The organism is Hymenobacter segetis, from assembly GCF_038448715.1.
GTDB lineage: Bacteria > Bacteroidota > Bacteroidia > Cytophagales > Hymenobacteraceae > Hymenobacter > Hymenobacter segetis.
Genome location: NZ_JBCEVZ010000022.1, coordinates 1 through 15,829 on the forward strand (window position 1 = coordinate 1; position 15,829 = coordinate 15,829).

At 63.5% G+C, this 15,829-nt stretch carries 5 protein-coding genes; 1 reads left to right on the top strand and 4 read right to left on the bottom strand.

Features of this window, described 5'->3' with window-relative positions:
• The 4 genes from AAFH49_RS10850 to AAFH49_RS10865 form a co-directional block, all read right to left on the bottom strand.
• The coding region (locus AAFH49_RS10850; RefSeq protein WP_342298026.1) for a hypothetical protein at window positions 1–1,954 on the bottom strand (1,954 nt) is incomplete at its 3' end.
• A gap of 28 nt (window positions 1,955–1,982) precedes the next feature.
• Entirely contained in the window at window positions 1,983–4,961 is a 2,979-nt protein-coding gene (locus AAFH49_RS10855) for a right-handed parallel beta-helix repeat-containing protein (RefSeq protein WP_342298027.1), read from the bottom strand.
• Window positions 4,962–5,173: 212 nt separating this feature from the next.
• Entirely contained in the window at window positions 5,174–5,488 is a 315-nt protein-coding gene (locus AAFH49_RS10860; protein ID WP_342298028.1) for a hypothetical protein, read from the bottom strand.
• Window positions 5,489–6,214: 726 nt separating this feature from the next.
• Complete coding sequence (locus AAFH49_RS10865; RefSeq protein ID WP_342298030.1) at window positions 6,215–14,578, bottom strand: T9SS type A sorting domain-containing protein; 8,364 nt, start codon at window positions 14,576–14,578, stop codon at window positions 6,215–6,217.
• A 602-nt stretch (window positions 14,579–15,180) separates the two neighbouring features.
• On the opposite strand from AAFH49_RS10865, the gene AAFH49_RS10870 reads away from it, so the two are divergent.
• On the top strand, window positions 15,181–15,813 hold the full coding sequence (locus AAFH49_RS10870; RefSeq protein ID WP_342298031.1) for a LuxR C-terminal-related transcriptional regulator: 633 nt from the start codon (window positions 15,181–15,183) through the stop codon (window positions 15,811–15,813).
• Window positions 15,814–15,829: the final 16 nt, after the last annotated feature.

A 15,829-nucleotide genomic window follows, 5' to 3' on the forward strand; every position in this document is an offset into this window, starting at 1 on the left:
AGTATTTGTTGCCCTGCGTGTCCTGCAGCGTGCTTTGGCCGACACCTTGGTAAGCGCCGTTGCCGGCATTGTAGTCCGTGCCATCCACGGGCAGCACGTCGGGGAGCACCAGCGTGGCGCTCGTGCTCACCAGCACAATGTGAAACTCGCCGTAGCCCGAAAGCCCGCTGTCGGGGTTGAAGGTGATGGATGCCGAAGCCGCGCCCGTGGTGCGGGCCGCCGTGAAGGGCGTGTCGCGCGTGGGCTCCGTGTCGATAGCCGTGCCACGCAGCTTGTTGGCATCCACGCCCGCCAGGCCGCTCACGATGGTGGTAACGGTGTTGGCCGGTGAGGCCGTCACGTCGGGCGTCAGGTATTGCAGCACGGCCTGGGCCGCTCCCACGCGGCTGGGCGCATAGGCCACGTAAATGTCCTGGTCGATGATGTTGGTAACCGGGTCCGGGGTGAGCTGAATGAAGCTGGTGCTCGGGCTGGTGGGGTCGGTGTAGGTGACCCCGTCAGTTGAAATCTGGAACTGGGCATAGCCGTTGGGGTTGCCCAGCGCGCCGGCCGACTCGCCCGAAACCAGGATTTTGGTGGGGCTGCGCAGCAGCTCCGCATGAATGCGAATAAGCTGGGGCGCGGTGCGCACAACGGACCCGATAACCAGCGGGCCTTCCGGGCTATATACTGTGCGCGATTCGATGGTGCCGATGCTGTTGGCCCGCACAATGGCGGCTATCGATGTGGCCGGGGCGCTATCGAAGGTAATGCCCGTGCCGCTTTCCGTGCTCGCCACCAGCGGCACGTAGCGGATGTACACCGTCGTGTTGCTCACCGTGCCACCCACTGCCGCAATGGCGATGGAATTGCCCGTAATCGTGCCCACTCCACCGCTGCCCAGGCCGGTAAACGCGGCATCAAGCGACACCTGAAAGTTGTTCGGGGCCTTCACCGCAATGTCCTTCACGAGGAAGCTGCCGCTCACCACCAGCGTCTGGCTGGCCGAGGCTTTTTCCGGCACTGTGTTGAAGGGCAGCAAGGGCTGGCCGCCGCTGGGGTAGCCCGGCGTTATGGGGTTGCTGGGCGGCGTGCTCACGGTAAACGTGGAGGACGTATTGGTACCCGTGAATGGGTTGTTGGCCGTCACCTGCACCACGTTGTTGGGCGCGGCTACGGCCGCGCCGCTGGTGGCCGTAATGGTGCCCGTGAAATTGCTCTTGCTCGGAATCGGGCCCACGATGCGGGCTTCGAGGGTAGTTTCGGGCACCTGGCCGCCCACCGGGGTCAGGGTGAGCGAGGTCGTGAACGGGCTATTCGCCACCGCCGGGTTGCGAATCTGCACATTGCCCGAAGTGGTGCCGCCGGTGAGCGCCGTTGCCACCGTAATAGCCGTGCTGCCGAGGTTGCCCCCGCCCACCACAAACGTCAGCACCTGGCCCGACCCGCTTTGGGAAACCGAGCCAAAGGCCAGCGTGGCTGGGTCAACAAACACATACGGTCCGGCCGGAGACGTACCGGCCACGGCCACCGTTTCGGAGGCCGTGCTGCCGCCGCTGGGGGTCGAAACCACCACGTCGGCGGCGTAGGTGCCCGTGCCATCGGGCCGGGTGCCGGAAGCCACCGGCGCAAACCGGACATCAACCGCCGTGGCGCTGAGCGTGCCCGCTGCAGGGCTGAAAACAAGGTTGCTGGTGGAGAAGGCATTATTGCCCGTGCGCAGTTGGAAGCCCTCGGGCGCGGCTATCGTCACGTTGCCCGTCAGGTTATCGCCGCTTACCAGAAACGACTGGAGCACCGAGGTGCGGTTAACCGGTACGTTGCCAAAGCTTTGCAGCGGCAGCGTGTTGCCCGGGGCCGGCTGCACCGTTACGGACTGGGCCCGCAGAGCCGCCGGCAAAAGCAGGCACAGCAAAAAGAAGCCAAACAGGTGCTGCCAGCGAGCAGCCCATACACTCAGGTATTTATTTTTCATCGGAAATAGCTAGAAATAGAATGTGGAGTTATTGAATCACGAGGCGTTGGGGCCGGCCTAAAAAGCCGGTGGCCTGCACTTGCAGCAGGTAGATGCCGGCCGGCAAAGCAGCCGGCAAACTCACTTCCGGGGCCGCCCCCGCGCGCAGGGTTTGGGCATGCACCCGGCGGCCACTCAGGTCGGTGAGCTCCACCCCGACATCGCCACGCACTGCGGCTGGGAGCGCCAGGGTTACCCGGCCATGGGCGGGGTTGGGGAACATGGTGAACTGGTCGGCCACGGCCGTGGCAGGGGCGATGGCTAGCGGGCCACTGGTCAGGAACACCGAGGCCAGGGACGAGTAGCGGACCTGCCCGGCCGCGTTGGTTTGGCGCAGCCGGTAGTAGGCTTGGCCCGGACTCTGGGCGCGCTGGTCCTGGTAGGTGTAGGTGCGGGACTGGGCCGTAAGGCCCTGGCTGGCCACAAAGCCAATCTGCTGCCAGGTGCCCGTATTACCCCATTGTTCCACGGCGTAGCCGTAGGTATTGGTTTCGTTATTGAACATCAACGTCAGGGTCACCGTGCCAGGGCGCGGCTGCACGGCATAGAAAGCAACCATCTGCAGCTGTAGGGGGTTGACGGTGCCAGAAAGCGACCCCAAGGTGTAGGCCGCAAACCCACTAGCGGGCTGCGCCGACTCCACGGAGCCCGCCTGTAGGTTGCCGCTCAGGCCACCATTGCCCGCCGTTTGCCATTGGGTGCCGTTGAAAGCTGCTACCTGCAAATCGCTCGAAAAATCATCAATGCCGCTACGAATGGCATGTTCCCAGTAAAGCCGCACGCTCACCGCGTCGGCGGGGGAATCGCTGGTCAGGGTCCAGTATTCTACCTGGCTTACTTCGCTCAGCGGCGTGGCAGCCGTGCGGTTAGCAAACCCCAGGTACGCATATGCGGCGGTAAACGCGGAGGTGGCCGTGGCGGGTGGCGAAATGCCGAGACGCGCCCACTGGCCATTTTCGCCTATCGGAAACACAAACGCCTGCTGCCCTACTTTGCGCAACGGGCCATCCACGTAGGAAGTGGCGGTGCCAGCCGTGGCGGTGGCCTGCTCCGCCAGGGTAAGCAAGTTGAGGGCCGTGGTGTGTACCAGCCCATTGGTGAGGGTAAGGGTTCCAGTCAGCATGAGCGGGGCACTCAGCGTGAGCACCTTGCCGAAGCTGTCCATGGTCAGGTCGCGAAGGGTGGTAACGCCATTGTTGTTCAGGGTCAGGCTTTTGGCGATATTGATACTTTCATCGTACCCCGCCGCTTCCAGGTTTACCGTGCCGTTTTCGGTTACCAGAGCTACAGCCTCCGTCAGGGGGCCGGCTGCGCCGGATTGGGGGCTGTAGTGGTCCGCGTTGAGGTAGTCGAGGGCGGGCTGGAAGCCGGTGGCCGGGTCTGCATCCGCCGAAGAGTTCAAAAAGGGAGAATAGTCAATCAGGCCCGTGGGGGCCATGGCCGAGCGTTGGGCGAAGCTAGTGGCGGGGCCGCCCAAGGTCACAACCAAGCCGCCAGTACCGGCCGCACCACGCACGCCAGTGGCCGTGTTGGCTCCGAGCCAGTTCAGCGACGCATCGACCGGGTTGGTCAGGTTGACGGCCCGGATGGCGGTGGCGCAGCTGTCGAGGCGGTTGCCCCGGATGCTGTCGCCCGACGACACCACCAGCCAGTTGCGGCTCACGTCGAAAAAGGCCGTGTAGCCCGCGCTGTTGGCCGGGCGGTCCTGCACCTGCACGGCCCGCTGGCATTGCGCCACTACGTTGCCAAACACTTTGTTATTAGCACCTTCCAGCACCATACCAAAGCCGTTGATGTTGAACGACGTACTAGTGGCATCGGCCAGGTAGCCCCGCACGGTATTGCCTTCAATGAATGCGCCGCCCGTGACCAAATCGCCGGTGAGGCCGCCGCCAATCGTAATAACGTTGCGGTCGCGGTCGATGAAAGCCAGCCCGGCGTTGTCCTCGCCCAGGTTGGTGGGCGCGCCCACGGTGCGCACGATGTAGTTCTGGCGCACCACGAAGCTGCCCACGCCGCTGCGGCGGCCGGTGCCGGTGCAGGCCTTCAGTTCCATGCCGTTGGAGGCATTGTTGCGCAGGGCGTTGCCTTCGATGAGGGCAGCAAAGCCGGTGAAAGTACCGCTGCTGTTGCGCGGCCCGGCAGCGCCCAGCACGATTAGGCCGCCACCTGCATTCTGGGTAATCTGGTTGTTGCGCACCGTGAGGCCGCTCACGCTGCCGTCGTTGATGTCGATGCCACTGCGGCGGTTCATCTCGAACACGCCGTCTTCAATCAGGATGTCGGCCTTGGGGCCGTTCGTCAGGAACAGGCCCCGGCCCGCGCCGTTGGCGTTGGTATTGCCGGTTTCGGCGGTGTAGGCGGCCCGCACCCGGCGCAAGGTCAGGTCCTGCACACCATTTTGGCTGACCCAGAAAATGCCTTGGCGACGGTTGTGCACGGTTTCCACGTCCTCCAGCAGGATATGAGCCTGGGGAGCGGCGCCCGTGGCTTGAATACCATAGTCATAGGCCTGAAATGTGATATCGGCTACCGTGAGCAGAGCACTGCTGCTGTTGCCGTTGGCGGCAATGAGCAACCCCGCTTCGCTGGTTTGGGTGGCGCTGGCCAGCAGGCCGCCATCAAAAATGGTGGCACTGCCGGGCCGGGCGGTGGCGGTACCTGTGCCTTGCAGGCTCACGGGCTGGTTCAGCACCACGCGCTCGGCGTAGGTACCGGCGTCGATAAAGATGGTTTGGGTGGTGAGGCCCGCCTGGGCCAGCGCACGCGCCACGGTGGCGAAGGGCGCGGCAGCCGAGCCATCGCCGGTGACATCGCTGCCGGTGGCGCTGGTGAATACATCGCCGGTAGTCGCGCCGTCGTTAACGTAAAGCGCCGCCGGGATGGTGGCTTGAGCCGCCGCACGGTGGCCCAGCCCTCCCACCAGCGACAAAGCCGCCAGCGAGGTTAATAGTAGCTGTGAATTCATGGTAGAGCAGTGTTTTTTCGGGGCGCTATTACCTGATTGCAAATAGATTATATCGCAACGACTGAATCAGACGCATCAGCGCAACGCGGTAGCGGGGGGAGCATTCAGCCTGGGTTGCCCAGTTGCTTTATAAGCCAAACGGGATCGGAGCCAACCGTGCTCTCCCTTGCGGGTGGCATAGCGGACGCTCAATTCAGGTGTGGGTGCAGGGGCTACACGGGCACCGTCAGGTGAAGCACCTGAACAACCCGCGGCAGCTGCCGCCGCTGGTGCCGCTCGTCCTGCGAGCGCCGCTGCTCAGCTTCCTGACTGGTGCGCAGGGCCAACATCTGCTCGGTGAAAACCTGGGCCTCCTGGGGGGTCTGAAAGCGCCGGGGGGTCATCCGGTAGCTGCGGCCGGTGAACTTGCGCTCTTGCAGCGGGCGCCACACTGTCCACGGCAGGAACCACAGCTGGCGACACTCCTCTACTTCGTAAGGCAGGACATTGGTGAGTGGCCGCGTCTGGGTAATGCGGAATTTATTCATAGCGTTAGGTTGGGAGCAGGCCCTTGGTTAGAAAGTAGAAAGAGGAAAATGCCGATGGTTTTGTGAGAGCGGGCACCAGGTTATGGCGACCGGATAATAGGTAGGCTGCTTATACCCGGCTAGCTGTTGGGCTTTGTGTAAATAAGCCTATTTTTACAAAGCCCAGACCACAGTAGCGACAAGCAATACCGCTGGCGATTTGCAGCCTGCAGCCATGCTAATCGTTAGTGTAGCAGATAGCCATTGCTCTGGTTTGAAAAAGCTAAATGCGCTGACTAGGCCTACGTGACATATCCGAATTGGTCGATTCTACCTTTTTCCGGGAATTCATCACCAATCTGGCATTAGACTAGGAACTGCTACCAATCCCACTAGCAGGCTTAATGGGCAGGGTATAGCAAGCCGTCAGAAGAGAGTAACAAAGCTATTGCGGCGGCCTCCCCTTGTATAAAAAAAGTCCTACCTTAAATGCGGTAGTACGCTCCTTTATCGCCGGTTTAATTTAGCCGTGAGGGCAATGCTCAACCGCATTTGCCGCTCCTTTAATCCAAGCCTACCATTTACGCAAAAAGAGCAGCAGAGCTGAAGTCTCGCGAATTCGCGGGGCCTTCAGTTCTGCTGCTCTGAATCAGTAATTGATTATTGGTATTTACTCTTGGCTTTGTGCCGTACGGTCAAACGTTGAGCTTGCGCGAATGAGGCAGGAGGCCGCTCGAATCGCTGGCATTACTGTTTTAGCAAGTGGCACACCAGTTTCAGGCTGCCCCGGCGAATGATAACCAGATATGCGCCATTTGGCAAACCGCTCAGCGGCAGCTCGTGCGCCCGCCCACCGGCCAACGTGTAGGCCTGCACCACCCGGCCGGCCATATCTACCAAGGCTATATCAAACGTAGCAGCTGGCAGGGCATTCAGGTTCAGTGTGGTATGCGTGTAAGCCGGATTTGGGAACAGACTAGGTGCTTCCGGGGCAAATACCACCGCCCGCACGGGGCTGTAGGTGGCTTTGCCCGAAAGGTCGAGTTGCTGAAGGCGGTAGTAGACGGTGCCAGGATACTGCCGTCCCACGCCGACTTCCGTGTAAGTGTATTGCTGGGACCGGGCGGTAGTGCCCGCCCCGGCCACAAAATCCAGCGGCACGAAGCGGGTCCCGTCAAACGAGCGTTCCACGCGGAAACCCTTGTTGTTCAACTCCTGGGCAGTGGTCCAGCTCAGCTTGGCATCGGCCCCTACCGCCGTGGCCACAAAGCGCGTGAGCTCCACCGGCAATGGATAATCGCCAATGCGCAGCAGCACGACCTGGGTAGTTACGCCGCCGTTGGCGTCGACGGTGGTGATGGTGACCGGGTAGGTGCCGGTCACCAGCAGAGTACGGGCGAACACGCGCACCTGACCAGCGGTGGGGTCGAGTTCCAGCCCATCGGGCAGGGTACTGCCGGTGGTCACGGTGGCGGTGCGTATGCCGTTATCGGTCACGGACGCGATGGCATCGTAAGCGCCGCCGTTGTCGTCAAATACATTGGCGATGATATCGCCGTTCTGGTACTGATTAGTGCCACCCTTGAGGGGCGTGCTGGTATAGCGGGCAGCATTGTCCTGGCCCACGGCAATGGTGTAGAAGACCGGGGCAGAGGTAGCGCCCTGGTTGTCGGTGGCCGAGTAGGCAAAGAAAGCGTTGCCCACGAAGGTAGCTACCGGGTCGAAGGTGAGGTTGGCCGCGTCGCTGTTGCTGATAATCTGACCGGCAGTAACCGGGCTTCCGTTGAGCGCGAGCACCCCGGCCGCAGTAGCCGGTAGCGCCGTGATGGTGAAGGCGGCCACGCTGCCATCGGGGTCGATGCCTTTGATGGCCGTGAGCACGAGCGGCCCGGCGGTGTTGCCCTCTGGCGCTTGCAGAATGTTAGTCACGGTGTTGGCCAACGGCATTTGGTTGGTCAGGGTCGTGGTGAGCGAGGAGCTATTGTTGGCGGTGGTGCCGGCGGGCTCCGCCGTGCCGCTGCTCACGCTGCCTACTACGGTCGAAGCCGTGGTGGGAAGAACAAAGGCAATGGTGTTCGTGACTTCGCCGGCTTTGCCCACGGCCTGCGTGGCAATGGTAGGGAAGCTCACCAGGCCGGAGGCCGCGTCGTAGCTGCCGCCGCCCGAAACCGTGACGCCGCTCAGGCCGGTGGGCAGCTGCACGGTTTGGGCCACAGCGTTAGCTGGGGAGGGGCCCTGGTTCAGCGTTACCACCGTGTAAGTGGTCAGGGCACCGGGCAGCATGGTGGCCGGGCCGCTCACGGAGGTGGCAATGTCGGCCACCGGCACAATCGTCACGCGCACCACCTGGCTGTTGTTGGCCGGCGTGGGGTCCGACACGTTGCCGGCCACACTGGCCGTGGCCACCAGCGGGTCGTTGCCGGGGTTGCTCACCGTGATGGTGTAGGTGAGCGTGGTATTGGCCGGCTGGGCCGGGGCGAGGGGGAAGGTCACGGCTCCGCTGGCGGCATCGTAGGTGCCGCCACCCGATACGAGCACGCCACTCAGGCCGCCGGGCAGGCTCACCTGCGCCTGCATGTCGGCCGCCGTGCCGCTGGTGTTGGCATTGGTGGCCGTCACGGTCAGCACGATGGGCTGGCCGGCTTGCTGCGACGTACGGTCGGCCGCAATGGTGGCCTGGAAATCCGTCTGCGCACTGGTAATGGGCGACACCAGCAGATAGGCAGTAACCGCGTTGTTGGTCAAGTTAATGTCGTTGGTGGTACCCGGAACATCAGCCGCGGCCGACGCTCCAACCAGGGGATTCGACGGCGAAATCACGGTAATGGTGTTCGTAACTACCCCTGTCACGCCTGCGGCTTGGTTAGTGATGGTGGGGAAGGTGACAATGCCGGTGGTGATATCATACACCCCGCCGCCGCTGGCCACCACATTGAGGCCGGTGGCAATACGCACGCTGGTGTTGACAACGGCCGCCGGAGCCGGCCCGTTGTTCGTCGTTGAAACCGTGAAAACCACCGGGTTGCCCACCACATTAAGGGAAGGCCCGGCAATGGCCACCGATACGTCCGAATTCCACTTAACCAGGGTCGCCACCTGCGACGAGTTATTAGAAACAACGCCATCGGGGGTGCTGCTGGTTACGGCGGCCTGGCTCAGCACCACGCGCGGGTTGCTGGCATCGGTTGATTTAAAAGCGGGGGCCACGTAGCTGTACGAGTAAGTACGCACTTCGCCCACGGCAAGCTGCGCCACGGTGGGCCAGGTGATGAGTCCCGTGGCAGGGGCATACACGCCACTGCCCGTCGTCGTCACCTCCGCCGGTGCCAGGCCGGCGGGAATGCTCACCGTTTGCACCACGTTGGTGGCGGGGGCCGCGCCGTTGTTGCGAGTGCTCACCGCGAACACCGTAATCTCCGTAGCCGAAGCTATGGCAGGCCCGATGATGGTCGTGGCCACATCGGTGGTGCTGATGATATCTACGTTGCGTATCGCCTGGTTATCGGCCGGGACCGGGTCGGCGGTGGCGGCGGTCACGCTGGCCATTGCTACTAAGGGGCCGGCAGCCGGGGCCGCAAGCGTCACGGTATTGGTGACGCTGCTACCACTGGCCAGGGTAGCTAGGGCCGGAAAAGTGACGATGCCCGTGGCCGCATTGTACGTGCCGCCACCCGAAATGCTACCGCCCGAGATGCTTAGGCCGGCGGGCAGCGAAAGCTGCTGCACCACATTTTGGGCGGGGCTGGGGCCATTGTTGCCGGTAACCACGGTAAAAATAACCGGGGCACCGGGGGCCACGTTCTTACTCGAAATGCCGAGGGTGTTATACACGTTGGCCCGGGGGTCGGTGGTAGCCACGGCCGTGGTTCCGGTGGTAGCCGGGGCCGAATTGTTGGCCGTCGCGCCGCCCTCGGCGGTGGCGGTGCTGATGCCGGCCGTGGCCGTGAAGCCGCTGGTCGGCATCACAAAACTAACGGTGTTGTTGACGCTGCTTCCGCTGGCCAGCACAGCCACGGGCGGGAAGGTGGCAATGCCGGTGCCCGCATCGTAGGTGCCCTGGTTCGAGAGAAATACCCCAATAGCCGCCAGGCCCGTGGGCAGTTGCACCGTTTGTACCACGGCGGCCGCCGGCGATGGGCCGTTGTTGGCGGAAATCAGGCTATAGGTCACTAGGTTGCCAGCAAGAGCCGAAGCCGGGCCGCTGATGGCCGTGGCCACATCGGCGAGGGGTGTAACGGCAATGGATGCGGCGGCCTCGTTATTATTGAAAAGGCCCGACGACACCGCACCAACGCCGGAGGTGATGCTGCCGCTGCTGCTGACCGGACCGATGGCAGGGGCCAGAAAAGTGACGGTAGAAGGAGCCGAGCTACCGTTAGCCAAAGTAGCCAGCGTGGGGTAAGTTACGAGGCCCGTGAGTGCATCGTAGCTTCCACCGCCGGTGACCGACACGATGCTGAGGCCCGGCGTGAGCTGGGCCGAACGGGTGACGTTGACGGCATCGCCAGGGCCGAAATTGCGGAAGTTGAACGTAAACGACGCCTGCTGGCCCGGCACAACCGCAGCGGCCGAAACCGTGATGCCGTCCGTCGTGGCATCAGCCGCCGAGCTGTTGGTAATGGCGAAGGAGAACGTATCGGGGGCAGTGGGGGCACCGGTGCCCCCTACCCCATCTTCCGGCGAAGTAGTGGTGATGCGGGAAACGATGGCCGTGCTGCCGCTCGTATTCGACGCGGTATAAGCAATGCGAAACACGCTGACATCGCGGCTGTTCCACGTAGCCACGCTGCCGAAGTCAATTATCCGGGTGTTGCTGTCGAAGGTAGCGCCCTGCGCCGTGAGGGCGCTCAGCTGAGCAGCGGTGAGCGAAGAGCCCGGAGGCAGGGTCACCGTGCGCGTCACGTTGAGCGCGGCGGCGGGGCCGTTGTTGGCAAACAGCACACCGTAAGTACCCGAAGCCCGTCCGGTGGTCGTCGTTCCCAAGCCGAAGATGACCCCTACCACATCGGCAAAACCGGTAACGGTGGTGGTGGCCGAGCTGGTGTTGTTGGTCGTCACCGGCTCGCCTGTCGCGGTGGCGATGCTGGCCGTAGCCACCACGGCGGCCGTGCCGGGCGCGGTGTACGAGATATTGAACTGGCTGCTGGTGCCGGCGCTCAGCGCCGACACTCCGGGATAGGTGATGGTCACATCGCCGGTCGTGGCATTGGCACTGATGGTGATGCTGCCGGGTGCCACCACGTTGGTTACCACATCGCCACTGGCGTTGCTGCCCGACGACAGGGTGACCACGCGGGTCACGCTGCTGGCATCCGCGCCGCCATTGTTGGCGAACACCGCCGATACAATCACGGTCTGGGCCGCCGTGGCCTGGATTGGGGCTGTCAGCACGGCCGTCACATCCGCGCTGCAATTGATGCCTGCCGTGCTCCCGGCAATGCTGTTGCTGATTTGGCTGTTGGCAATGCCGGTGCCACCGGCGCTGGCCCCGTAGGCCGCGCCGCCGGTGGTGGTGCCACTGGTACCGCTGGCCACGCTGCTGCTGGCCGGTGCCGCGTTGCTTAGCACCACGCCGCCGCCGCCGCCGCCACCGGGGCCGTGGGCGGCGGCCGCACTGTTGCTGCCGCCGTTGCCGCCATTGGCCGCCAGGCTGAGGCGGTTCAGGGTAGCGGGGTTGTTCACCGTCACCAGCACTGAGCCACCGGCCCCGCCGCCGCCGCTGCCGTCTTGCACCACGGCGCTGCTGGCCGCTGCACCATTAGCCAGTACGGCCCCTACGCCGCCCACCGAGCCCGCGCGCACCAGCACGATGCCGCCCCCGGCCGCGCCGCTGCTGGCATAGCCCGGGTTCGAGCCACCGCCGCTGCCGTCGTTGCTCACGCCCGCACCGCCGCCGCCGCCCATAATCAGGCGGCTGCTGCTGATGGGGTTGAAGCCGCCGCCGGTTTCGCCGCCTACGGCTGCATTGCTGCCAGCCGCGTTGCCGCCGCGTCCGCCGCGCGAGGCATTGGCCCCGCCGCCGCCGCCGGAATTCTGGGTGTTGCCGGAGCCGGTCGGGCCGGGGTTGGCATCGGTGCCGCCGCCGCCGGCATTGCCGGGCGCGCCACGGCCGGCGCTGCCATTGGGGTAGCCATCGAATCCTGTATCCAATAAGTCGGTGCCGGTGTTCACGTAGCGCGGCGTACCGGCAGTGCCTTCGCCCTTCATGGCGTGAGCCCCCAGCGTGGTACCGACCGAGGCGGGCGCAACGGTGCGGTAGTCGGTGCCGCTCAGGCCGGTGGTGCCGGTCAGCATCTGGCCCGCCCCGCCCCGGAAACCTTTGCCGGAGGCATCCAGACTGGCGCCGCTGGCGAAGGTGAGCTGGCCGGTTACGTCCAGCGCCAGCACGCCGCCGGTGCGGCCGTCCCAGGCTTTGGGGGCCACGGTGCCGCTCACGGTCAGGTTCTGGTACTGCGGAATGCGCACCACCTGGAAGCGCCGCTGGCCTGCCACCGAGGTAGCGTTGGCGTTGTCGTAGCTGTATTTCAGGCCGGAGCTCACCATGACGGTGCCTCCGCCGACGGGTACTGCGCTGGCGGCCACGGCGTATTCGTAGCGCCCTGCCGTAAAATTGGCGTTGTTCAGGGTATTGGAGGCGAAGCCACCCGCCACGCCGTCACCGTACGAATCGGTATTGGTCGCGTCCACTTCCGCCCCCTGCATCTGCATAATCAGGAGCAGGTCGCCGGCGGCGATGGGCGTGAGGGTGCTGCCGGTGGCCGCTCCCACCGTGAAGGCGGTAGCGCCCACGGCCACCGTTTGGTTGGCGGCCGGATAGTAGGTGTTGGGGTTGGTGCTCAGGGTGGGCGAGCCATCCTGGCCGGGAGTGGCGCAGGCGCTGGCCAGGCCCGCCGGCCCAATGGGCAGCACCGTTACCGCAAGGTTGGCGGCCGGGGCGGTGCCGTTATTGTTGGCCGGCGTGGGGTCGGCGGTGTTGCTGGTATTGGCCCCCGTGAGGGTAAAGCTGGCGGGAGCCGCCTGGACCAGCAGCGTCAGGGTGTTGGCACTGGATGCCCCGCTGGCCAGCGAGGAGATGGTATTAAAGGTCACGACGCCCGTGGTAGGGTCGTAGCTGCCGTTGGTCACCGACACGGTACTGAACGGCGGCTTGTGCGACAGCGTGATGGTGGGCACCACGCCGGTGGACGCGGCCGGCCCGTTGTTGGTGGTCGTTAGGTTATAAGTCTTCGACTGGCCTTCCACGCCCGAAGTCGAGCCGTTCATGGTCGACACCAGGTCGGCCCCCGCCGTCACGGGCACGTAGTAGGTCGCCGTGTTCGAGCTGGTATTAGCGTCGTCGGTGGCTTTGTAGGTGAAGCTGGCGCTGCCAGCAAACGTGCCGTTCGGCACGAAGGCAAGCTGGTAGCCCGGCGCGGCCGGCGTGGCCGAGGTTGGCACCGTGATAACCTGGTTCAGCGTGGCCGCCGTGCCATTCACGTAGAGCGTGCCCTGGACCGCCGGGGGCAACGACAGTACGGTGAACGACATGATGGTGGTGTTGCCGGTGGTCGCGTCCGGGTCGTTGGCGTTGAACGAGGCCAGCGTGGTCTGGCTGGTAGTGCTGCTCAGAATGGCCGGCGCGCTGGTCACGTTGTTGGCCACCGGAGTCCGGTTCTGGGCCGTGGTCAGGGTCGCGGTGTTGTTACCGGCCGTGGGGTCGTCGGCCGTTGAGGTGAAGCCCGACGTAGCCGTCACGGCCACCGTGGCGGGCATTGTGTAGGTGATGGGCTGGGCTACCGAATTGCTAGCCGCCAGGTTGCTGATGACAGGCAGCGTGAGCACGCCGGTACTCGTGGCGTAGGTGCCGCCCGTCACGCCGCTCAGGCCCGTGGGCAGCTGCACCGTGGGCTGAATGTTATTCACCGCATCGCCGCTAACATTGAGCGTGGTGGCGGTGAGGGCCACCGTGCTGCCGGCCTGCGCCCGCACCGGACCACTAAGGGTGGTCTGGATATCGGCCTGCGCGCACCAGGCAAAAGACGTAAACACAATGCCTTGCAGCGCCGGGTCGGCCTGCGCCGAGGTATTGCGGTAGGTCAGTACCAGCCGGGTGATGGCCGACGGGAAAGTGGCAATGATGTTGCTGGTGGCCAATCCATCGCTGGTAGCTGTACCGGTAAAGGTGTTGTTGCCGTTGCCACCGTTGTTACTGTAGGCGTTGGATGCTCCCGCTACGGCGCTGGCGGCCGGAATGACGACGAGGGTATTGTTGACGTCGTACCCTTGAATAACCAGCTGGTCGATGAATCCTACGCCGGTATCGATGTCGCCGGCCGTCAGGGTGAAGTTGCTCACCGGCCGGCTGAAGGCAAACGTGAGCGTGGCCGTAGCCGCCGCGCTGGCACTGTAGTCCTCCAGCCAGGTCAGGCCCTTGCTCGGTAGCCCCGCCTGGTCGGCGATGCCCAGCGTGTTGGTGGTGCCGGCCGATGCCGCGTAGCCGGAAGTAGTAACGCTAACGCCCCCCACGCTCACCGTGCGGGGCACTTTCCAGTCTTCACCAGTAGTGCGGGCGTAGTAGCTCAGCAGGTTGGCCTGTCCCACGCCGGCTCCGCAGGTGGCTTTGCTCACCGGAATGCCGTAGGTCACGGGGGCCGAAGCCGTCGCGGTGTTGTCTTTGGCCTGGTACTGAAACACGGCCGTGCCAAAGTAGCCGGCCGCCGGGTCAAAGGTCAGATTGCCCGCATCGGCGGCCGCAATTACCGTAGCCGTGGTGACGGTGGTGAGGCCGTTGATTTTCAGTACCCCGGCCGCTGCGGGCGGCAGCGTCGTTACCGTATAAGAGGCAATGGAGCCGCCGGCATCGGCATCGGTAGCCGTCAGGGGCACCGCCAGCCGGGTGTCGGCGTAGGTATTCAGCAGAATTTGCGACGTGCGGGCATAGGCTACCGGGGCCGCCAGCACTTTGTTGGCACCGGTGCCCTGTTTGGGCACCACACCCGTGCCCACAGCAGCAGGCTGGCGCGCCGATGAAGCAAGCGCATCGGTGTCGGAATGAGCATGTGCCAGCCGCCCGGCCAGCAGCAGTCCACCCAGCAGTACCAGCTTTATCAACGCACCCAACGCGTTGCGCACTTGCTGCACTACTTTTTCAGGGGCTCGAGAACCGAATAAGTGCGTTGTAGGCCGACTGACTTGTAAGTGTAAATTCATGCAAATAAAAGATTGAGATTTATAATTACCCTATTGATTACAAGCAGAATGCCTACTGCCACATTCTCATAAATCGTCAGGACAGGGAGAGGTACATTCACCGGCACAAAATTCCAGCTTAGCAGACAGGTTATCCCCTAAAAGTCCTACCCTAGATGCGGGTGTTGCCATGCCCCTCTCTTCAGGAGCCCCCGCCAGACTGCGGCAATTATTAATATATTTTAAGTCTTTTTTGAACGTAGCTACGCTAATTTCCTTTATCACAATTATGGAAATCAATTAAATAAATATTTCTACTGAGCGAGCATTAGACAATGTATTCCAGATGGCTTAGGTAGCACCTCCCGCAAATAGGGTAGGCCCGCATTCGGCAACCATCTTGGGAAACGCCTAATTTCGCATTCTCACCGAGGAGCTTTTTGGTGCTTGCGCGCAGGCATGCGCGCCCGAGCCAGGCATTCAGTAAATTCCATGTATCCAGTGTATTGACCTGGGTTAAAAATCAGATTCTACACAAGCAATTCATGGATTTAATCACGCTGGCGGTTGTAGAGGACGACGCGGTGCTGGTGAAGGTGCTGCGGGCCTACTTCGCTCAGCAGCCCGACATCCGCCTCGTGTTCGTAGCCGCCCGCGTCGAGGACCTGCTCGAAGAGCTCGACGAGGGCCTGCTGCCCCGCGTGCTGCTGCTCGACATCGGCCTGCCCGGCCTGAGCGGCACCGAGGCCCTGCCCCTGCTCAAAGACAAGTACCCCGCCCTGGAAGTCATTATGTTCACCGCCTACGACGACATCGAGCACATCTACCAAGCCCTGTGCTGCGGCGCCACCGGCTACCTAACCAAGGGCTCCCCCCTCGACCAGCTCGGCCCCGCCGTGCGCGAAGTAGCCCGCGGTGGGGCGCCGATGAGCCGCGCAGTCAGCCGCAAGGTGCTGGGCCACTTCCGTCCCACCCCCACCACCCACACGGCCCTGCTCACCCCCCGCGAGCAGCAGGTCCTGCAGGGCATCGTCGACGGCCTGAGCGACAAAGAAATCTCCACCCGCCTCGACCTCTCCACCCTCACTGTCCGCACCCACGTCAAGCACGTCTACCGCAAAATGCAGGTCAACTCCCGAACCCAGCTCCTTAGCCAGCACCTCAGGGGAGTCATTTAATGATTTCCGCCCTGCT